This is a genomic window from Cupriavidus sp. BIC8F (genome assembly GCF_032465815.1).
GTDB classification, from domain to species: domain Bacteria; phylum Pseudomonadota; class Gammaproteobacteria; order Burkholderiales; family Burkholderiaceae; genus Cupriavidus; species Cupriavidus necator.
Map to the genome: position 1 here is coordinate 1,673,084 of NZ_CP136095.1, position 21,130 is coordinate 1,694,213.

Genomic DNA, 21,130 nt, shown 5'->3' on the forward strand with positions numbered 1-21,130 from the left:
CCAGGCCGAGCGGCGGCAATAGCCGGAGGAGCGGTCATTGCGTTTCGCATTGCCATAGCGACGTGAGCGCCGATAAAAAATGCGCTCACCCTGCTCTGAACATGAAATAGGCCACGGTCTAGTGCAGTACCGATATTGAATGCCCCCGCGCATGCGCGGGCAAACGTCCGCAGCCATGCGTTGCCAAGGCACGTCAAGCGGATGCCCTGTCACAGCAGGGCAAAATCCGGTCGAGTCCTCACGTCCTTCCGCGGCAATCCAAGCATCTGGCGCGCTTCCGCAGGGGAAGCAATGTCATAGTCCATTTCACGCAACAGCCGCACGGTCCGTTCGACCAGCGCGACGTTGGTCGCCAGTTCGCCTTGCCGGTAATATAGGTTATCTTCCAGGCCTACACGGATGATCGCGCCCCCAAGCAGCAGAGCATTGATCCCTGCAGGGAGCTGCGCCGGGCCGATTCCGCTCACGCAGAACACGCTGTCGTTGGGTAGCAGGTCGACCATGGATTGCAGCACTCGCGGGGTATACGGCATCGCGTTCTGAAAGCCGCGATGCGCGTTGAGCACCATATTGATGATGTAAGGGGGCTCATCAAAGCCCTGCTCGATCAGACTGGCTACGTCCTGCAGGATATGCGCCGGGTTGAAGACTTCCCATTCCGGCTTGATGCCACGCTCCTTCATGCCCCGGGCAAGTTCGCGGCAGCGCGAAGGTGGCGTATTGAGCAGGACTTCCGTGCCGTTGAATGTGGCGTTCATCGTACAGGCATCGAGCGTGCACATCTCAGCCCCCGCATCCATGCCCTTCAGACGCTCAGTCCAGACGGTGTCGAACAGTCCGTCCTCGAACGGCTTCACCATGTCACCATGGATGCCGCCGCCAGTCGAGTTGTTGATGACAATGTCGCATTTGTCCCGGATACGGGTATTGATATCGCGGTAGATGTCCGCATTGCATGTCGCCAGGTCGCTCGGCAAACGCGCGTGGATTGCAGCAACACTGGCCCCCGCGTTGTAGCAGTCATAGACATCCCGCGCAATCTCAGCCGGTTGCGTGGGCAGGTGGGGATTCTGCGACTTGAATGCCATGCCGCCGGTCGGGGCGACGAGCACGATTACCTTCTTGCTTCCCATTTTCTGTTCCTTAGAGTTGTAGAGCCACAATGCAGTTGTGTCGTTCGGTCATGCCTGACTCGACAGGCCGGTCGCGAATCCGGAGGCGTTATCCGTTATTCGGTCTATTGGTTGACTCGCCATCCGGGCGCGCAGCGACGGCGGCAACGGAACGGCCCGGCGCGTTTCCAGCGACATCAGCACCACGGTTTGCCGCACGCGCACGCGAGTGTGTTCGGCACCATCGCCGTCCGTGCCGCGTACTTCAAGGTGCAGATCGATGGAACTGTGGCCAAGCCGCTCTACCGACAGACTGAGCGTGACTTCGTCGCCGAGCTGGCTAGGCGAGAAGAATTCGCAGTCGAGCCGGACCACGGGAATGCCCAGCCGCCGGGTGGATATGAGTCTTGCGTAGGGTTCGTTCAGACCGTCATCGAACCATCTCTCGATGAGCGCATGCAGCATCACCAGGTATTGGGGATAGAAGACGATGCCGGCTGGGTCACAATGATGGAAGCGTATGGTTTCGCGGATCGAAAACGGGTACTTGTCTTGCATGGTCCTCACCTTGTTACTTTGCACTGGCCTGCGCCGGATTTCCGCGATCCAGGGTGCGGACCGTGACGGCGCCCGCGGTCAGCAGCATCAGGCTGATCAGCAGGAGGCCGTCTGACGTACTCCCGGTCACGGAACGCGCAACGCCGATGAGCGTGGGGCTGAAGAATCCGCCGAGAATGCCGAGGCTGCTCACCAGAGCGATACCCACGGCCACATTGCGGGCTCGCAGCGCTGTCGGCGCAACGCTCCAGAACACCGCCCCCGCCCCCATCAGCCCAAAGTTCGCAATGCTAAGCAACAGCAGCGAGGTACCGAGCGATCGACCAGCCAGGGTGCTGGTCGCCAGCGCGATAGACGCGAGCAGGCACATCAGTGCGACATGCCAGCGCCGCTCTCCGCGAATATCGGAATTCCAGGAGACGATGCACATACCGACGGCACCCATGACGTAGGGAGGCAATGAATACCAGCCGATCTGCAGCGGGTCGTTCACCCCCAGCCCCTTGATGATGGCGGGAAGCCAGAACGCGAATGCGTAGGAACCGCTTGTGAGTGCAAAGTAGATCAGGCCGAGCGCGTGCACGCGGCGCTCGGTCATCACCTCCCGCACCTGCTGCCAGCCGTGGCGGCTGCTCGGTTCATGCGCAGGCAAGGCCGCCTCGACAATCTGCTTTTCGTCGGCGCTCAGCCACGACGCGAGCCCAGGCTTGTCACACAGGAATCGGTGGCAAAGCAGGCCGATGAGCGCCGTCGGGAGGCCTTCGAGCAGGAAGCACCATTGCCAACCCGCCAGACCGCCTGTGCCGTCCATCAGGCGAATGATGGCTCCCGACAACGGTCCACCCACGACGCCCGCGATAGGCAAGGCAAACAGGAACGCACTGGTTGCGCGCCCGCGCCATTCCGGCGGGAACCAGTAGCTGAGATACAGGATCACGCCGGGAAAGAAGCCGGCTTCAAAGACACCAAGCAGAAAGCGAACGATGTAGAACTGCAGCGGAGTCTGCACGAACATGGTGGCGGCAGAGGTCAGTCCCCAAAGCAGCATGATGCGTAGGAAAGTCAGCCGCGCGCCCATGCGTTCGAACAGCATGTTGCTCGGGACTTCACACAGCATGTAGCTAAGGAAGAAGATACCGGCACCAAGGCCGTAGACTGCGTCGGAGAAGCCGAGCGTGTCCTTCATCTGCAATTGCGCATACCCGACGTTGATCCGGTCCAGGAACGCGAACAAGTAGCCGAGGAAGAGGATCGGCATCAAACGCCAGGCTATCTTCCGGAATACTCTGTCGACCGTTGTCGACGTTGCTTCGCCTGCGGCGAGCGTTGACAGTTGCATGATGTCTCCTCCAGAAGCCGCATCGGCTCAGCGGAGCCTGCGGCGGATTCGCCAGCAGTGGCTCCCTGCCGGCTTTCGAATTCGGGTAACAGCGGCGTCAGTGTAGGAACGACGCCCCCCGCGCCACAATCCGCTGTTGACGCAGAATTCCGCCTGACGGAAAATTTTGGCACTCGGATCCGGTGATCCGGCCTGAGAGGTGCGCGCACGGCGTGGTTACGGCCAGGCCAATAGCGGCGGCGCAATTGGTCAGCGTGGAATCACCATGAGACAGAAGGGAACGCCCATGGCAAAGGGATGCAAAGCGGTCGCGGCTGCAGGTAGCGGGACCCACCCGGACCGGCCCCAAGGAACACTGCCTCCGGCGCGGGAAGATACGGTTCGCAGCGCGGAACGAGTGGCCCAAATCCTAGGGGCGGTTGCCATAGGCCAGGACCAAGGCCGCCGGCTCGGGGACATCGCCGCGGAGCTCGGCTTGGCGCCCGCTACGGCGCACAGGCTGCTGGGCACACTCGTCGGCCAGGGACTTGTGGAAAAGCCGCCGGGCGAGAGCCGCTACTACATTGGCCAGGAGGTTTTCCTGCTGGCGCTGTCGCGACGCAACCGGTTCCCGATTCGTGCAATGGCTTCACCGCATCTGGAGAAGCTGTGCGCAAGATTCGGCGAGACTGTATTTCTCACGACGCGTAATGCACTCGACTCCGTCTGTATTGACCGGCGCTCCGGGAAGAATCCCGCAAAGATCCTTTACGTGGAAGTCGGCAACCGGCGGCCGCTCGGAGTGAGCGTTGGCGGCATTCCCCTGATGCAGACAATGCCGGCTTCGGGCCTGGACGCCCTGTTGACGCAGAATGCGCGCCGCATCGCCGCGTTTGGCGATACAGTGTCGGCGGTGCGCGAGCGCGTCCTGCATTGCAGGCGCCACGGCTATGGACGGCTCGAGGTGAACTTCCTGAACACCCACTACCGCGGCATCAGCGTGCCGATCGTTACCAGCTCTCAAGAAACGATTGGCGCGATCGGGCTAGGAGCGCTGGCAAGCAGGATGACGGAAACAAACATCAGGCGGTACCTGGACGCCATGCAGGAGCACGCCTGGAAGATCGCCGAAGAGGCTCTGGCGCGCGCCTGACCCATTCGCAGACGCGCGGCCGCGGTAGCACCACGCCGCTCCCCTGTGCCGGACTAGTCCGTACACTTGGTCCGATAAGTATCCTGTAACGTCGTTGAGGCCCTGCGCGGCATCAACTTGATCACTGCATGTGATGTTAGCCGTGCCACTCAGTTCGCCCGATACTGCACGCTGGCACAGAGCCAGATCTCCAGCGCGCGAATGACCGCATTTCGGTGAAAGCGACGCTAGATCGTCCGCACAGCTATGCGGGCCAAAGACCGTTTGTGGCCGGTCTCGGCCCTCGGCCTGCCCGCGCATGGGCTTGCTGGCGCCAGCGGCAACTAGCGGACTGCGGATTCAACCGGTCGAGCAGCCACAGTAAGCAGTTCGGCCGAAGCGGCTACTCGTTTTTTTCTCAGATAGCAGCCGCCTTCTCAGGTAAAGCCACCATCTTACTCCCCCGACGGCAACAGACCACTGTTCAATTGAGTACGCTCTCCTACTCTTCTTATTTCACTGAAATAATTCGCCCGAGGGAAATCCGTCCCTCTTCAAGGTTACGACCTTGGTTTTGCGCCATCGTACGGAAGTCATTACCCATCAGCAAATGGAACCCTAGGACAGGAAAGCCTTCTCGGCGTATACGCTCAGCCAGATTTACAAACCATTCGCGCGCTTCCGCTGTCGTATCTTTCCAGTCTGTAATGGTAAATCCAGCATCTCGAAGCAAATCGCGCAACTCATCTGGTGACACAAGGAAACTTGTGTCCGGCGTACGGGCCCACGGGACCGGGAAAAGCACTGCCTCTGAAGCGCCGGCAAGGACATCATAGATTGCAAGCGTACCCCCTGGTCTTAGAACCCGGTAGATTTCGCTGTAAAACCGATGCTTGTCCGAAATATTCATTGCCACGTGCTCAGTCCAGACTACATCGAATTCATTGTCCTCGAATGGAAGATTCGTCGCATCTCCCTGGCGATAGTCAACCAGTCCATCGAGGCCAACCATTGCAGTAAGCATCGATGCAACCTGACAATATTCGTCCGTCAAATCGATGCCAGTGACGCGGCAACCAAACTCCTTCGCCAGGCACCGCGAGGTTCCGCCAATACCACTACCGATATCCAGCACACGCTTTGTCGAACGTAAGTCTGCCGCCTTTGCGAGTTCCAGAGTCGCCGCGCGGCCGCGAATATGAAACTCATCGATTGGAGCCAACTCCTCAAGAGAGAGTTTCTGTATATCGGCTCCCGCTTCTTCCAAGGCGGCAAGAATGACTGCCGCCAAATCCGATCGACCATAATGGGTTTTTATGGCCTCGTTAACAGCATTCCGCATATTCATTCTCTCCACGGCTCGGCATCGTCATGCTACCCAGCCCAGTCAGACTGGGGCCAGTTGAAACTTGAGAAAATGGCAGTCAGGGAAAAACCCCTCCCCCGAATGTATAGATGCGCAACAACCACTTTACAACCCCGACTGAACTTTGAGCCGACCCACTACTGCTGATTTCGCCATCCGGTTCTCTGGGGCTGGTATCTGAGTGAAGCGGCCCTCCAGATGTCCGCTTCAGAATGGAGTTGAAGTGCCGGTCCTGGCCGATTCCAGCCGGCAGCCAGAGTGGCCCGAAATAGAATGATTCGCGCCCTCCGGTTGTCCCCGGACGACCATCTCATTGAATCTGGACGACTGACATCAGGCCTGAAACGGCAAACTCAAGTTCTGGATCCTCAGCTTGGTCGACATCCGCCGATCAACCGCAAGTCCCGCCAAATCCACCCGGTTCATCACGCCACGCGCCGCCCAGGCAGCAGCCCCGCATATTCCTTTCCCAGGAACTCCGCCGTGTGCTCCAGCAGATAGGCGCGGCAGCTCTCGCTGGCCGGTGACAAACGCTTGCTGGACATATGCGCGACATGCCAGATGCGCTCGATCGGCGTGCCGGTCACGTCCAGCAGCGCGATCTCGCCGGTGCGCAGCTCCAGCGACAGCGTGTGCAGCGACAACAGGCTGATGCCCATGCCGGCCATCACGGCCTGCTTGATGGTCTCGTTGCTGCCCAGGGTGATCACCTTGGCCGGCGTGAACAGGTGGTCCCGGAACATGTACTCCGCCACGGTACGGGTGCCGGAACCTGGTTCGCGCAGCAGGAAGGTCTCGTGACGCAGTTCCTGCAGATCGAATGCCTTGGCGTCATGCAGAGGGTGCCGCGGCGAGGCCACCAGTACGTGCGGGTGTGCGGCGATGGGTTCCGAGACGGCGTCGAGTTCGCGCGGCGGGCGGCCCATCAGGGCAAGGTCGATGGCATTGTCCTGCAGCAGCCGCAGCAGCGTCTCGCGGTTGCCTTCGGCGATGCGCAGGTCCACGCCCGGGTGCAACGCGGTAAAGCCGGCGAGCAGCTTGGGCGCGAAGTACTTCGACGTGCTGATCAGCCCGATCGTGATCGAACCCTGCTCGACGTCCTTGACCGCCTGCAAACCTTCCTCGGCGTCCTTGACCTCGCCGAGGATCCGGGACGCATGGTGCAGCAGGCGGTCGCCGGGCTCGGTCAGCGTGAGTTGCCCCTTGACCCGCTCGAACAGCGCCATGCCGACCACGGATTCAAGCTGCTTGACCTGCATCGAGACCGCCGGCTGGGTCAGGTGCAGTTCCTCGGCCGCGCGCACGAAGCTGGCGTGCCTGGCCACGGTGACGAAGATCTGCAACTGGCGAAGGGTGAGGGCGCGCAGGAAGGACATGGGCGGTGGGGGCGGCTTTGGATGTTCCCGTGATGTGCAGTTTGGTCCGCACTTAAGGGATTGCTTATACAGGCACTAAGAATATCTGAATTTACCTTATGTGGGTGGGCTTATATCTTTGCATCAACGCAGTAGCCACGACGCTCAACCAAGCAAGGAGACAAGCATGAACGCACCTGAATCGGTCCAAGCCAAGCCGCGCAAGCGCTACGACGCCGGCGTCATGAAGTACAAGGAAATGGGGTACTGGGACGGCGACTACGAGCCCAAGGATACCGACCTGCTGGCGCTGTTCCGCATCACGCCGCAGGACGGCGTGGATCCGGTCGAGGCCGCTGCCGCGGTGGCCGGTGAATCGTCCACCGCCACCTGGACGGTGGTGTGGACCGACCGCCTGACCGCCTGCGACATGTACCGCGCCAAGGCCTACCGGGTCGATCCGGTGCCCAACAACCCCGAGCAGTTCTTCTGCTACGTGGCCTATGACCTGTCGCTGTTCGAGGAAGGCTCGATCGCCAACCTGACCGCGTCGATCATCGGCAACGTGTTCAGCTTCAAGCCGATCAAGGCGGCGCGCCTGGAAGACATGCGCTTCCCGGTGGCCTATGTGAAGACCTTCGCCGGCCCGTCCACCGGCATCATCGTCGAGCGCGAGCGCCTGGACAAGTTCGGCCGCCCGCTGCTGGGCGCCACCACCAAGCCCAAGCTGGGGCTGTCGGGCCGCAACTATGGCCGCGTGGTGTATGAGGGCCTGAAGGGCGGGCTGGACTTCATGAAGGATGACGAGAACATCAACTCGCAGCCCTTCATGCACTGGCGCGACCGCTTCCTGTTCGTGATGGACGCGGTCAACAAGGCCTCGGCCGCTACCGGCGAGGTCAAGGGCAGCTACCTCAACGTGACCGCCGGCACCATGGAAGAGATGTACCGGCGTGCCGAGTTCGCCAAGTCGCTGGGCTCGGTCATCATCATGATCGACCTGATCGTCGGCTGGACCTGTATCCAGTCCATGAGCAACTGGTGCCGCCAGAACGACATGATCCTGCACCTGCACCGCGCGGGCCATGGCACCTACACCCGGCAGAAGAACCACGGCGTGTCGTTCCGCGTGATTGCCAAATGGCTGCGCCTGGCAGGCGTCGACCACATGCACACCGGCACCGCGGTGGGCAAGCTGGAAGGCGATCCGCTGACCGTGCAGGGCTACTACAACGTCTGCCGCGATGCCTACACCCACACCGACCTGTCGCGCGGGCTGTTCTTTGACCAGGACTGGGCTTCGCTGCGCAAGGTGATGCCGGTGGCTTCCGGCGGCATCCATGCCGGCCAGATGCACCAGCTGATCCACCTCTTTGGCGACGATGTGGTGCTGCAGTTCGGCGGCGGCACCATCGGCCACCCCCAGGGCATCCAGGCCGGCGCCACCGCCAACCGCGTCGCGCTGGAAGCGATGGTGCTGGCGCGCAATGAAGGACGCGACATCCTCAATGAAGGGCCGGAGATCCTGCGCGATGCCGCGCGCTGGTGCGGACCGCTGCGGGCTGCGCTCGATACCTGGGGCGACATCAGCTTCAACTACACGCCGACCGACACCTCGGACTTCGCGCCCACCGCGTCGGTGGCCTGAGCCCTGGCGCGACGCCACCAAAGCACGACGAGCGAACCCAAAGAACGAGAGGACATCATGCGTATTACTCAAGGCACTTTTTCCTTCCTGCCCGACCTCACCGACGCGCAGATCACCAGCCAGCTTGAATACTGCCTGAACCAGGGCTGGGCGGTCGGCATCGAGTACACCGACGACCCGCATCCGCGCAATACCTACTGGGAGATGTTCGGCCTGCCGATGTTCGACCTGCGCGATGCCGCCGGCATCCTGCTGGAGATCAACAACGCGCGCAGCACCTTCCCCAACCACTACATCCGCGTCACGGCCTTCGATTCGACGCATACGGTGGAGTCGGTGGTGATGTCGTTTATCGTCAATCGTCCTGCGGACGAGCCCGGCTTCCGCCTGGTGCGCCAGGAAGAGCCCGGCCGCACCATGCGCTACTCGATCGAGAGCTACGCCGTGCAGGCACGCCCCGAGGGCAGCCGCTACTGAGCGGCACCGGCTGAACCGCCGCGCGGCGCTGCCGCCGGCGCTTTTCCTGACTGTGCAATCCCACGGTTGCGCCGCCGCAAGGCCGCGCACCGGGGGGAGCTGCGCCTCGAATCTTCGAGCCGGATGCTCGAATGATCCTCACGGAGCCTGCCATGTCCGCACCTGAAACGACCGCACCGCTGCAGCCGCCAGCCGCTCCGGCCGGATCGCTGGCCGAGTCGCTGGCCAGCTCGGGCATCACCGAGCTGCTGGCCCAGCTTGACCGCGAGCTGATCGGACTGAAGCCGGTTAAAGCGCGCATCCGCGATATCGCCGCCTTGCTGCTGGTGGACAAGCTGCGCGCCGCGCGCGGCTTCAGCGCCGGTGCGCCCAGCCTGCATATGTGCTTCACCGGCAATCCCGGCACCGGCAAGACCACCGTGGCCATGCGCATGGCGCAGATCCTGCACCAGCTTGGCTACGTGCGCCGTGGCCACCTGGTGGCGGTGACCCGCGACGACCTGGTCGGCCAGTACATCGGCCACACCGCGCCCAAGACCAAGGAGATCCTGAAGAAGGCCATGGGCGGGGTGCTCTTCATCGACGAGGCCTACTACCTCTACCGCCCGGAGAACGAGCGCGACTACGGCCAGGAGGCCATCGAGATCCTGCTGCAGGTGATGGAAAACAACCGCGACGACCTGGTGGTGATCCTGGCCGGCTACAAGGACCGCATGGACCGCTTCTTCGAGTCCAACCCGGGCATGTCCTCGCGCGTTGCCCACCACGTCGATTTCCCCGACTACCAGCTCGACGAGCTGCGCCAGATCGCCGATCTGATGCTGGCCGAGATGCAGTACCGCTTCGACGACCAGAGCCGGGCCGTGTTTGCCGACTACCTGGCCCGGCGCATGGCGCAGCCGCACTTTGCCAATGCCCGCAGCGTGCGCAATGCGCTGGACCGCGCGCGGCTGCGCCATGCCTCGCGCCTGCTGGACGACGCCGGCACGGTTGTCGACGACCGTACCCTGACCACCATCACGGCGTCTGACTTGCTGGCCAGCCGCGTGTTTTCGAAGGCCGCGCAGGCCCCGGCCAAGGAGTAAGCCATGCAAGCCCTGATTTTCGATGTCGACGGCACGCTGGCCGATACCGAGAGCGCGCACCTGCAAGCCTTCAATGCCGCCTTCGCCGAGGTCGGCCTGGACTGGTACTGGGACGCGCCGCTCTACACGCGCCTGCTCAAGGTGGCCGGCGGCAAGGAGCGCCTGATGCATTACTGGCGCATGGTCGACCCGGAAGAGGCCCGCGGCTGCAAGGTGAAGGAAACCATCGACGCCGTGCACGCCATCAAGACCCGCCACTATGCCGAGCGCGTGGGGGCGGGCGGCCTGCCGCTGCGCCCGGGCATTGCCCGCCTGATCGCCGAGGCCGGCGAGGCAGGGCTCCCGCTCGCGATTGCCACCACCACCACGCCGGCCAACCTCGACGCGCTGCTGCAGGCGCCGCTTGGCGCGGACTGGCGCCGTCGCTTTGCCGCCATCGGCGACGCCGGCACCACGGCCATCAAGAAGCCGGCGCCCGATGTCTACCTGGCCGTGCTGGAGCGGCTTGGCCTGCAAGGCGGTGATTGCCTGGCGATCGAGGACTCGGAGAACGGCCTGCGCGCCGCCCGGGCCGCCGGCATCCCCACCGTGGTCACGCCCACCGCGTTCAGCGGGCAGGACTCCTTCGAGGGCGCGCTGCTGGTGCTGCCGCATCTTGGCGATCCCGGCGAACCCATGCCCCAGCACGTGCCCGGCGCGGCGCACCGCTGGGCCGACCTTGCCGCGTTGCGCGCCTGGCACCAAGGCACCCTGATCGAGGCGACCTGACATGCATGCCACTGAACCCAACTCCGGCCATGGCAGCCAGCGTGCCATCCGCCTGGCGCCATCCATCCTGTCGGCCGATTTCGCGCGGCTGGGCGAAGAGGTGTGCGCGATCGAGGCCGGCGGTGCAGACCTGGTGCACTTCGATGTGATGGACAACCACTATGTGCCCAACCTGACCATCGGCCCGCTGGTGTGCGAGGCGATCCGGCCGCTGGTCTCCATCCCCATCGACGTGCACCTGATGGTGGAACCGGTCGACGCGCTGATCCCGCTGTTTGCCAAGGCCGGCGCCAACATCATCAGCTTCCATCCGGAGGCGAGCCGCCATGTCGACCGCACCATCGGCCTGATCCGCGACCACGGCTGCAAGGCCGGCCTGGTGCTCAACCCGGCCACGCCGCTGGGCTGGCTGGACCATACGCTGGACAAGCTCGACCTGGTGCTGCTGATGAGCGTGAACCCGGGCTTTGGCGGCCAGGCCTTCATCCCGGGCGTGCTGGACAAGGTGCGCCAGGCACGCGCGCGCATCGACCGGCAGGTGGACGCCGGCGGGCGGCCGGTCTGGCTGGAGATCGACGGCGGCGTCAAGGCCGACAACATTGCCGAAATCGCCCGCGCGGGCGCCGACACCTTCGTGGCCGGCAGCGCCGTGTTCGGCGCGCCCGATGCCGACGGCGGCTACTGGAGCATCCTGCGCCGCCTGCGCGAGGCCGCCACGATCACATAGCGGCCAGCCGCACCGGCACTACACAAGAACACATAGCCAATCTATAGGAGACCTGTCATGCCTGAAGTCCAAAGGATGACCCTGACGCAGTTCCTGATCGAGGAACGCCGCCGCTATCCGGATGCCAGCGGCGGCTTCAACGGCCTGATTCTCAACGTCGCCATGGCCTGCAAGGAAATTGCGCGCGCGGTTGCCTTCGGCGCGCTCGGGGGCTTGCACGGCAAGGCCAGCAATCAAGCTGGAGAAGCAGGGGCCGTCAACGTGCAGGGCGAAATCCAGCAGAAGCTGGACGTGCTGAGCAATACCACCTTCCTGCGCGTCAACGAGTGGGGCGGGTACCTGGCCGGCATGGCGTCGGAGGAGATGGAGGCGCCTTACCAGATCCCGGAACACTACCCGCGCGGCAAGTACCTGCTGGTGTTCGATCCGCTCGACGGCTCGTCCAACATCGACGTCAATGTCTCGGTGGGCAGCATCTTCTCGGTGCTGCGCGCCCCGGAAGGCGCAAGCGCCGTGACCGAGCAGGACTTCCTGCAGCCCGGCAGCGCCCAGGTGGCGGCCGGCTACGCGCTCTACGGTCCTACCACCATGCTGGTGCTGACCGTCGGCAACGGCGTCAACGGCTTCACGCTCGATCCCAACCTGGGCGAATTTTTCCTGACGCACCCCAACCTGCGGGTGCCGTCCGATACCCAGGAATTTGCCATCAATGCGTCGAACAGCCGCTTCTGGGAAGCGCCGGTGCAGCGCTATATCGCCGAGTGCATGGCCGGCAAGAGCGGGCCGCGCGGCAAGGATTTCAATATGCGCTGGATCGCGTCGATGGTGGCCGAGGCGCACCGCATCCTGATGCGCGGCGGCGTCTTCATGTACCCGCGCGACTCCAAGGATCCCGCCAAGCCGGGTCGCCTGCGCCTGCTGTACGAGGCCAATCCGATCGCCTTTCTGATGGAGCAGGCCGGCGGGCGCGCCAGCACGGGCCGGCAGACGCTCATGTCGGTGGCGCCGGGCGCGCTGCACCAGCGCATCGGCGTGATCTTCGGCTCGCGCAATGAAGTGGAACGGATCGAGGGCTACCACACCGACCAGACCGATCCTGACCTTCCGAGTCCCCTGTTCAACGAGCGCAGCCTGTTCCGCGCGTCTGCCTGAGGTGCCTGGCCATGTCAGAACGTTATCCCATTATCGCCATCACCGGCTCCTCGGGCGCCGGTACCACGTCGGTGACCCGTACCTTCGAGAACATCTTCCGCCGCGAGGGCGTGAAGTCAGTGGTGATCGAAGGCGACAGCTTCCACCGCTACGACCGCGCCGAGATGAAGGTCAAGATGGCCGAGGCCGAGCGCACCGGCAATATGAACTTCAGCCACTTCGGCGAGGAGAACAACCTGTTCGGCGAGCTGGAGAACCTGTTCCGCTCCTATGCCGAAACCGGCACGGGCATGCACCGGCACTACCTGCATAGCCCGGAGGAGGCCGCGCCGTTCGGGCAGGAACCCGGCACCTTCACCCAGTGGGAGCCGCTGCCGGCCGATACCGACCTGCTGTTCTACGAGGGCCTGCACGGCGGCGTGGTTACCGACACGGTCAATGTCGCCCAGTATCCCAACCTGCTGATCGGCGTGGTGCCGGTCATCAACCTGGAATGGATCCAGAAGCTCTGGCGCGACAAGAAGCAGCGCGGCTATTCGACAGAGGCCGTGACCGACACCATCCTGCGCCGCATGCCGGACTACGTGAACTACATCTGCCCGCAGTTCTCGCGCACGCATGTGAACTTCCAGCGGGTGCCGTGCGTGGATACGTCCAACCCGTTTATCTCGCGCGAAATCCCCGCGCCCGATGAAAGCATGGTGGTGATCCGCTTTGCCAACCCGAAGGGGATCGACTTTCAGTACCTGCTGAGCATGATCCACGACTCCTTCATGTCGCGCGCCAACACCATCGTGGTGCCCGGCGGCAAGATGGAACTGGCCATGCAGCTGATCTTCACGCCCTTCGTACTGCGCATGATGGAGCGCCGCAAGCGCGCCGCCCTGTAAGGACTCGACCGTGAAACGCCGACTCGCGAGGATCTTCTGAATGAACGCACCAGAACGCATCGACTCCGCAGCGCGCTGTGCCAATGCGCTGCGCTTCCTGGCCGCCGACGCGGTGGAGCAGGCCAAGTCCGGCCACCCCGGCGCACCCATGGGCATGGCCGAGATGGCCGAAGTGCTGTGGCGGCGCCACCTGCGCCACAACCCGGCCAACCCGTCCTGGCCCGACCGTGACCGCTTCGTGCTGTCCAACGGACATGCTTCCATGCTGCAGTATGCGCTGCTGCACCTGACCGGCTACGACCTGCCGATGTCGCAGCTGCGCCAGTTCCGCCAGCTGCACGCGGCCACGCCCGGCCATCCGGAGCTTGGCGTGACGCCGGGCGTGGAAACCACCACCGGGCCGCTGGGGCAGGGCCTGGCCAATGCCGTCGGCATGGCGCTGGCGGAGAAGCTGCTGGCCGCCACCTTCAACCGGCCCGGCTTCGACATCGTCGGCCACCACACCTACGTCTTCCTTGGCGATGGCTGCCTGATGGAAGGGCTCAGCCACGAGGCCTGCTCGCTGGCGGGCACGCTCAGGCTGGGCAAGCTGATCTGCCTGTACGACGACAACGGCATCTCCATCGACGGCGAGGTCGCCGGCTGGTTTGCCGACGACACCCCGAAGCGCTTTGCCGCCTACGGCTGGCATGTGATTGCCGTCGACGGGCACGATGTGCAGGCCATCGACGCTGCGCTGCACGAGGCCAAGGCCGAGCGCGACCGGCCTACGCTGATCTGCTGCCGCACCGTGATCGGCAAGGGCGCGCCCGCCAAGGCCGGCGGGCACGATGTACATGGCGCCCCGCTGGGTGCGCCGGAGATCGCTGCCATGCGCACCGCGCTGGGCTGGGAAGCCGAGCCCTTCACGGTGCCGGCGGATGTTGCCGACGCCTGGGACGCGCGCGCGCAAGGCGCCGCGCGCGAGGCCGAATGGGAGGCGCGCTTCGTCAGCTATTGCGCCGCGCATCCCGAACTGGCGGAGGAGTTCGTGCGCCGCGTCAAGGGCCGCCTGCCGCAAGGCTTCGATGCCGGGCTGATGGCGTTGCTGGACGCGCCTTCACCGCTGCAGGGCAAGATCGCCACGCGCAAGGCATCGCAGCTTTGCCTGGAGGCGCTCACGCCCGCCTTGCCCGAGCTGCTGGGCGGCTCGGCCGACCTGACCGGCTCCAACCTGACCAATGTCAAGGCGTCGGTCTGGGTCAACCATGCCGGGCATGGCAACTACGTGAGCTACGGCGTGCGCGAGTTCGGCATGGCCGCCGCCATGAACGGCATTGCGCTGCATGGCGGGCTGATTCCCTACGGCGGCACCTTCATGACCTTCTCGGACTATTCGCGCAATGCCATCCGCATGGCGGCGCTGATGCGCCTGCGCGTGGTCCACGTGCTGACCCATGACTCGATCGGGCTTGGCGAGGACGGTCCCACCCACCAGCCGGTGGAACACGCCGCCAGCCTGCGGCTGATCCCCAACAACCAGGTCTGGCGCCCCTGCGACGGCGCCGAGACCGCATATGCGTGGCTGGCCGCGCTGGAGCGCGAGGATGGCCCGAGCTGCCTGGTGCTGTCGCGGCAGGCGCTGATGCCGTTCGAGCGCAGTGCGGCCCAGCGCGCGGAGATTGCGCGCGGCGGCTATGTGCTGCGCGATGTGCCGGCGCCGCGCGTGGTGCTGATCGCCACCGGCTCCGAGGTGGAAATCGCCATGCTCGCGGCGCTGGACCTGGCCGATGCCGGCATTGCCGCACGCGTGGTGTCCATGCCCTGCGTGGAACTGTTCTACGCGCAGGACGTGGCATACCGCGACACCGTCCTGCCGCCGGGATTGCCGCGCGTCAGCGTGGAGGCAGGCGGCACCTGGTTCTGGCGCGGCGTGGTGGGCGAGCGGGGCCTGGCGCTGGGCATCGACAGCTTCGGCGAATCCGCGCCGGCCGAGGCGCTGTACCAGCACTTCGGCCTGACCCCGGCGCATGTCGCGGCGGCCGCGCGCGTGCTGCTGGAGGAGGCGTGATGGCTACCGCATCCATGCCCTGCACCGCGGTGCTGATCGACCTGGACGGCACGCTGGTCGACAGCGCGCCCGATATTGTCGAGGCCGGCAACCGCATGCTGGCCGACCTCGGCAGCCCGGCATTGCCGTTCGACACCGTGGCCGGCTTCATCGGCCGCGGGGTGCCCAACCTGGTGCGGCGCGTGCTCGAAACCGCCGGGCTCACGGCGCGGGTGGACGCCGCCGATGCCGTGGCGATGTTCCACCGCCACTATGTAGAGACCAACGGCCGCCTCGGCTCGGTGTTCCCGGGCGTGGAGGCAGGCCTGGAGGCGCTCAGGCGGCAAGGCTACCGGCTTGCCTGCGTCACCAACAAGCCGCGCGCGCTGGCGGTGCCGCTGCTGGCGCTGACCGGGTTGTCGCAATACCTGGAAGTTCTGGTGGCGGGCGACTCGATCGCGCAGATGAAACCGGACCCCGAACCGCTGCGCCACGCCTGCAACCTGCTCGACGTCGATCCGGCGCAGGGCGTGCTGGTGGGGGATTCCGCGGTGGACGTGGCGGCGGCGCGCGCGGCCGGCATCCCGGTCTGCCTGGTGCGCTATGGCTACGCCGGCCCCGGCGGGCCCGCGGCGCTGGGCGCCGACGCGCTGCTCGATTCGCTGGAGGCGTTGCCGGCGCTGCTGACGCCGGCGCGGCTGGCGCCAGCCGCCTGATGTTGCGCCGGCGCGCCAGCGCGACCGGCAAGGATACCAAGACAAGTAAAGGAGACAGCATGACTATCAAGGTTGCCATCAACGGCTACGGACGCATCGGCCGCAATGTGCTGCGCGCCCACTATGAAGGCGGCAAGCGACACGATATCGAGATCGTCGCCATCAACGACCTTGGCAACGCGGCCACCAATGCGCACCTGACCCAGTACGACACCGTCCACGGCCGCTTCCCGGGCGAGGTCTCGGTCGACGGCGATGCCTTCCGCGTCAACGGCGACCGGATCCGCGTGCTGGCGCAGCGCAACCCGGCCGAGCTGCCGTGGGGTGAGCTGGGCGTGGACGTGGTGATGGAATGCACCGGGCTCTTCACCAGCAAGGAAAAGGCCTCGGCCCACCTGAAGGGCGGCGCGAAGAAGGTGATCATCTCCGCCCCCGGCGGCAAGGACGTGGACGCCACCATCGTCTACGGCGTCAACCACGGCGTGCTGAAGGCGACCGACACGGTGATCTCCAACGCCTCGTGCACCACCAACTGCCTGGCGCCGCTGGTCAAGCCGCTGCACGAGAAGCTGGGCGTGGTGAACGGCCTGATGACCACGGTGCATTCCTATACCAACGACCAGGTGCTGACCGACGTCTACCACGAAGACCTGCGCCGGGCGCGCTCGGCCACCATGTCGATGATCCCGACCAAGACCGGCGCCGCCGCCGCGGTCGGGCTGGTGATGCCTGAGCTGGACGGCCGGCTGGACGGCTTTGCCGTGCGCGTGCCGACCATCAATGTGTCGCTGGTCGACCTGTCCTTCGTGGCGGCTCGGCCGACCACGGTGGAGGAGGTGAACGGCATCCTGAAGGCCGCCGCTGAAGGCGAGCTCAACGGGATCCTGGACTACAACACCGCGCCGCTGGTCTCGGTGGACTTCAACCACAACCCGGCGTCATCCACCTTCGACGCCACCCTGACCAAGGTCAACGGCACGCTGGTCAAGGTGTCGGCCTGGTATGACAACGAATGGGGCTTCTCCAACCGCATGCTGGATACCGCGGTGGCGCTGGCCCACGCACGCTAGCAGGTTGCCATGATGAGCCTATCCCATGCCTCGGTCCCGCACACGAATCCCACGGCGCCGCACACGCTGGCCGCACTGCTCGCCGCCGGCGGGCTGGCAGGCAAGCGTGTCTTTATCCGCGCCGACCTCAATGTCCCGCAGGACGCCGCGGGCGCTATCACCGACGATACCCGCATCCGTGCTTCCGTGCCTGCCATCGCGGCCTGCCTGCAGGCGGGCGCCGCGGTGATGGTCACCTCGCACCTGGGCCGGCCGCAGGAGGGGGCGCCAGACCCGCGCCACAGCCTGGCGCCGGTGGGCCGCCGCCTGTCGGAGCTGCTGGGCCGCCAGGTGCCGCTCTTGTCCGGCTGGACCGAGGGCGGCTTCCAGGTGCCGCCCGGGCAGGTGGTGCTGCTGGAGAACTGCCGCATGAACACGGGCGAGAAGAAGAACAGCGACGAACTGGCGCAGAAGATGGCGGCGCTGTGCGATGTCTACGTCAACGACGCCTTCGGCACCGCCCACCGCGCCGAGGCGACCACGCATGGCATCGCCAGGTACGCCCCCATTGCCTGCGCCGGCCCGCTGCTGGCCGCCGAGATCGACGCGCTGGGCAAGGCGCTGGGCCAGCCGGCGCGCCCGCTGGTGGCGATCGTGGCCGGCTCCAAGGTCTCGACCAAGCTGACCATCCTGAAGTCGCTGGCCGACAAGGTCGACAACCTGATCGTGGGCGGCGGCATTGCCAACACCTTCATGCTGGCTGCCGGCCTGAAGATCGGCAAGTCGCTGGCCGAGCCCGACCTGGTGGGCGATGCCAGGGCCATCATCGACATCATGGCCGCCCGAGGCGCCTCGGTGCCGATCCCGGTCGACGTGGTGTGTGCCAGGGAATTCAGCGCCACCGCCGCGGCCACCGTCAAGGACGTCAAGGACGTGGCCGACGACGACATGATCCTGGACATCGGTCCGAAGACCGCTGCGATGCTGGCCGAGCAGCTCAAGGCCGCCGGCACCATCGTCTGGAACGGCCCGGTGGGCGTGTTCGAATTCGACCAGTTCGGCAACGGCACCGAGGTGCTGGCCCAGGCCATCGCTGAATCGAAGGCGTTCTCGATCGCCGGCGGCGGCGACACGCTGGCGGCCATTGCCAAGTACGGCATTGCCGACCGCGTGGGCTATATCTCCACGGGCGGCGGCGCGTTCCTGGAATTCCTGGAGGGCAAGACGCTGCCCGCGCTGGCCGTGCTGGCACAGCGCGCCGCCGCCTGAACCCGACCTCACCGATTCTGCAATCAGTAAAGGAGCTTCATCATGGCACTCATTTCCTTGCGCCAGCTGCTGGACCATGCGGGAGAGTTCGGCTACGGCGTGCCGGCTTTCAACGTCAACAACCTGGAACAGATCCACGCCATCATGGAGGCGGCCGAGGAAACCGACAGCCCGGTGATCCTGCAGGCCTCGGCCGGCGCCCGCAAGTACGCCGGCGAGGCTTACCTGCGCCATATGGTGCTGGCCGCGGCCGAGACCCATCCGGACATCCCCATCGTGCTGCACCAGGACCACGGCTCCAGCCCGGCGATCTGCCAGGCCTCGATCCGCTCCGGCTTCACCAGCGTGATGATGGACGGCTCGCTGCGCGAAGACATGAAGACCCCGTCCGACTACGACTACAACGTCGACGTCACGCGGCGCGTGTGCGAGATGGCGCATGCGATCGGCGTGTCGGTGGAGGGCGAGCTGGGCTGCCTGGGCTCGCTCGAAACCGGCCAGGCCGGCGAAGAGGACGGCGTGGGCGCGGCGGGCACGCTGTCGCACGACATGATGCTGACCGACCCGGCCCAGGCGCGCGACTTTGTCGCCCGCACCGGCGTGGATGCGCTGGCGATTGCCATCGGCACCAGTCACGGCGCCTACAAGTTCTCGCGCAAGCCCACCGGCGACATCCTGGCGATGGACCGCATCCGCGAGATCCATGAGCAGATCCCTGACACCCACCTGGTGATGCACGGCTCCAGCTCGGTGCCGCAGGAATGGCTGGAGATCATCCGCCAGTACGGCGGCGACATCAAGGAGACCTACGGCGTGCCGGTCGAGGAGATCCTGCGCGGCATCAAGATGGGGGTGCGCAAGGTGAATATCGACACGGACATCCGCCTGGCCATGACCGGGGCGATCCGCAAGTCCTTGTCCGACGACCGCAGCGAGTTCGATCCGCGCAAGGCGCTGCTGGCGGCCAAGAAGGGGGCCAGGAGCTTGGTCAAGCTGCGCTTCGAGGCCTTCGGCTGCGCCGGGCAGGCCTCGCGGATCAAGCCGGTGCCGCTGGAGCGGGTGGCGAAGCTTTATTCCTGAAGGCGGCATCTGCAGTACCACGCGCCCAGGCATACGCTCCCCTCTCCCGCAAGCGGACGAGGGGAGCAAACCGGCAGTAGGAGTTGTTCGTGTGACTAAGGATCCTAGCAAAAATAACTTGAACAATTACGTCTTGCGACGAGATGTTCGAGGTTTGATGCGGTAGTTCCACTCGCCATGAAATTCGTCGCGCTCAATGGCCACGGCAGCGAGTTCGGCGTCGCTGACCTTGATACCTGCGTCGTACATGTTCTCGTCCAGTTCCGCACGCACTTTCAGCCCTTCAGCGGTACTCACGCTGCCGATGAGGTTCACTACCACCTGACGCGTCAACAGCGGTCGGCCGCGCCAGTTGTTCGTGATATGGCAGAACAGGCGATGCTCGATCTTGTTCCACTTGCTCGTACCCGGCGGAAAGTGGCACACCTGCACAGCGAAACCGAGTTCGTCGGCCAGTCGCTGCAACTGCACCCGCCACAGCCGCACACGATACCCGTTGCTGCCACCGCAGTCGGCGGTGACCAGCAGTCGCCTGGCTTTCGGATACAACGGACGGCCCATCTCCAGCCACCAGCGACGGATGCTTTGAACCGCGAACTCGGCGGTGTCGTGGTTGATGCCCACGCTGACCCAGCCCTCGTTGGCCGTCACATCATAGACGCCATACGGGGCAACCTTGCCCAGTTCATCGTCGATGAAATCGTGCACACGCGCCTGCTCGGGTTGGCCCTTGGGCTGCCATTCGCGGCCAGCGTTCTTGAAATCGCCGATCAGCTCCTTCTTTTTCGTGTCCACCGAGATGACCGGCTGACGCTGGCGCTGATACTGCGCCACCTTGTCGGCGATGTAGTGGAACTGCGCGTCGCGGTCGGGGTGCTGCGCGCCTTCGCGTGTCTTGCGCACCGATTGCAAGCTGTAGCCCGTCTGCGTCAGCAGATCGCAGATCGTGCGCTGACTCACGCGATGCCCCAGCCGGTTGAGCTCTTCGGCCAGACGGGTGGTGCTCTTGCACGTCCATCGTAGTGCTGACATCGGGTCACCCCGGCTGGTCGGCTCCACCAGTGCATCCAGGTGCTCCAACAACCTCGCATCGAGCTCAGTTAGCCTCTTGCGCCCGCCTCCCGGGGCACGAATGCGCTTGGCCGTCATGTCCCGCGTCGCTCCACCGGCCGCTTCGAGTTCGGCCAGTCCCGCATAGATCGTGGTGCGCGAGATGCCTATCGCTTTGGCCACCAGACTCACGCCCCCACGCCCCAGGCTGCGCGCTTCGGCGGCGGCCCATAGGCGCAACGTCGCCTCATCAAGGCGCGCCTGCAGGGCCCGAAACTTCGCTTCGACTGCCTCGCTGATATCCATGTGCGCATCGTATAGACGCGAGGACAACTGTTCAAGTTATTTT

At 64.8% G+C, this 21,130-nt stretch carries 19 protein-coding genes; 13 read left to right on the plus strand and 6 right to left on the minus strand.

Annotation, left to right across the window (positions count from 1 at the left end):
• Positions 1 to 209 precede the first annotated feature (209 nt).
• Genes RS901_RS27715 through RS901_RS27725 form a run of 3 tightly spaced genes read right to left on the minus strand, consistent with a single transcriptional unit; the run spans position 210 to position 3,009 of the window.
• On the minus strand, positions 210 to 1,133 hold the full coding sequence (locus RS901_RS27715; RefSeq protein WP_316153723.1) for a 3-keto-5-aminohexanoate cleavage protein: 924 nt from the start codon (positions 1,131 to 1,133) through the stop codon (positions 210 to 212).
• A gap of 48 nt (positions 1,134 to 1,181) precedes the next feature.
• On the minus strand, positions 1,182 to 1,670 hold the full coding sequence (locus RS901_RS27720) for a thioesterase family protein (protein WP_316153724.1): 489 nt from the start codon (positions 1,668 to 1,670) through the stop codon (positions 1,182 to 1,184).
• 13 nt (positions 1,671 to 1,683) lie between these two features.
• On the minus strand, positions 1,684 to 3,009 hold the full coding sequence (locus tag RS901_RS27725; RefSeq protein ID WP_316153725.1) for an MFS transporter: 1,326 nt from the start codon (positions 3,007 to 3,009) through the stop codon (positions 1,684 to 1,686).
• A gap of 286 nt (positions 3,010 to 3,295) precedes the next feature.
• On the opposite strand from RS901_RS27725, the gene RS901_RS27730 reads away from it, so the two are divergent.
• Complete coding sequence (locus tag RS901_RS27730) at positions 3,296 to 4,141, plus strand: IclR family transcriptional regulator (RefSeq protein ID WP_316157310.1); 846 nt, start codon at positions 3,296 to 3,298, stop codon at positions 4,139 to 4,141.
• Between the two features lie 490 nt (positions 4,142 to 4,631).
• Here RS901_RS27730 and RS901_RS27735 read toward each other — a convergent pair whose 3' ends face one another.
• A complete protein-coding gene (locus RS901_RS27735; RefSeq protein ID WP_316153726.1) occupies positions 4,632 to 5,468 on the minus strand; it encodes a class I SAM-dependent methyltransferase in 837 nt (278 codons plus the stop codon).
• A gap of 443 nt (positions 5,469 to 5,911) precedes the next feature.
• Positions 5,912 to 6,862 carry a LysR family transcriptional regulator gene (locus tag RS901_RS27740; protein WP_316153727.1) on the minus strand — a complete coding sequence of 317 codons (951 nt, stop codon included), beginning with the start codon at positions 6,860 to 6,862 and terminating at the stop codon, positions 5,912 to 5,914.
• 166 nt (positions 6,863 to 7,028) lie between these two features.
• Between RS901_RS27740 and RS901_RS27745 the strand changes: the two genes are divergently transcribed.
• From RS901_RS27745 to fba, 12 genes are all read left to right on the plus strand, one after another.
• A complete protein-coding gene (locus RS901_RS27745; protein ID WP_035826739.1) occupies positions 7,029 to 8,489 on the plus strand; it encodes a form I ribulose bisphosphate carboxylase large subunit in 1,461 nt (486 codons plus the stop codon).
• A 57-nt stretch (positions 8,490 to 8,546) separates the two neighbouring features.
• A complete protein-coding gene (locus RS901_RS27750) occupies positions 8,547 to 8,966 on the plus strand; it encodes a ribulose bisphosphate carboxylase small subunit (RefSeq protein ID WP_010809290.1) in 420 nt (139 codons plus the stop codon).
• Positions 8,967 to 9,118: 152 nt separating this feature from the next.
• Positions 9,119 to 10,051, plus strand: coding sequence for a CbbX protein (gene cbbX, locus RS901_RS27755; RefSeq protein WP_316153728.1), 933 nt, complete (start codon positions 9,119 to 9,121; stop codon positions 10,049 to 10,051).
• 3 nt (positions 10,052 to 10,054) lie between these two features.
• Entirely contained in the window at positions 10,055 to 10,819 is a 765-nt protein-coding gene (locus tag RS901_RS27760) for an HAD family hydrolase (protein ID WP_316153729.1), read from the plus strand.
• 1 nt (position 10,820) lies between these two features.
• Complete coding sequence (gene rpe / locus RS901_RS27765) at positions 10,821 to 11,546, plus strand: ribulose-phosphate 3-epimerase (RefSeq protein WP_316153730.1); 726 nt, start codon at positions 10,821 to 10,823, stop codon at positions 11,544 to 11,546.
• Positions 11,547 to 11,603: 57 nt separating this feature from the next.
• Positions 11,604 to 12,698 (plus strand): class 1 fructose-bisphosphatase, encoded by a 1,095-nt coding sequence (locus RS901_RS27770; RefSeq protein WP_316153731.1) that lies wholly within the window; start codon positions 11,604 to 11,606, stop codon positions 12,696 to 12,698.
• Between the two features lie 11 nt (positions 12,699 to 12,709).
• Positions 12,710 to 13,588 carry a phosphoribulokinase gene (locus RS901_RS27775; RefSeq protein WP_316153732.1) on the plus strand — a complete coding sequence of 293 codons (879 nt, stop codon included), beginning with the start codon at positions 12,710 to 12,712 and terminating at the stop codon, positions 13,586 to 13,588.
• Positions 13,589 to 13,628: 40 nt separating this feature from the next.
• The gene (tkt, locus tag RS901_RS27780) at positions 13,629 to 15,638 is read left to right on the plus strand and encodes a transketolase (RefSeq protein WP_316153733.1); all 2,010 of its coding nucleotides are present in this window, start codon (positions 13,629 to 13,631) and stop codon (positions 15,636 to 15,638) included.
• Positions 15,638 to 16,333 carry a phosphoglycolate phosphatase gene (gene gph, locus RS901_RS27785; protein WP_316153734.1) on the plus strand — a complete coding sequence of 232 codons (696 nt, stop codon included), beginning with the start codon at positions 15,638 to 15,640 and terminating at the stop codon, positions 16,331 to 16,333. Before tkt ends, gph begins: the two co-directional genes overlap by 1 nt.
• Before the next feature lie 59 nt (positions 16,334 to 16,392).
• Entirely contained in the window at positions 16,393 to 17,403 is a 1,011-nt protein-coding gene (gap, locus tag RS901_RS27790) for a type I glyceraldehyde-3-phosphate dehydrogenase (protein WP_316153735.1), read from the plus strand.
• A gap of 9 nt (positions 17,404 to 17,412) precedes the next feature.
• On the plus strand, positions 17,413 to 18,651 hold the full coding sequence (locus RS901_RS27795) for a phosphoglycerate kinase (protein WP_316153736.1): 1,239 nt from the start codon (positions 17,413 to 17,415) through the stop codon (positions 18,649 to 18,651).
• A 42-nt stretch (positions 18,652 to 18,693) separates the two neighbouring features.
• Positions 18,694 to 19,731: a class II fructose-bisphosphate aldolase gene (gene fba / locus RS901_RS27800; RefSeq protein WP_316153737.1), complete on the plus strand. Its 1,038-nt coding sequence runs from the start codon at positions 18,694 to 18,696 to the stop codon at positions 19,729 to 19,731.
• A 126-nt stretch (positions 19,732 to 19,857) separates the two neighbouring features.
• Here the strand turns inward: fba and RS901_RS27805 are convergent, their stop codons facing one another.
• Complete coding sequence (locus RS901_RS27805; protein WP_316149395.1) at positions 19,858 to 21,087, minus strand: ISAzo13 family transposase; 1,230 nt, start codon at positions 21,085 to 21,087, stop codon at positions 19,858 to 19,860.
• Positions 21,088 to 21,130: the final 43 nt, after the last annotated feature.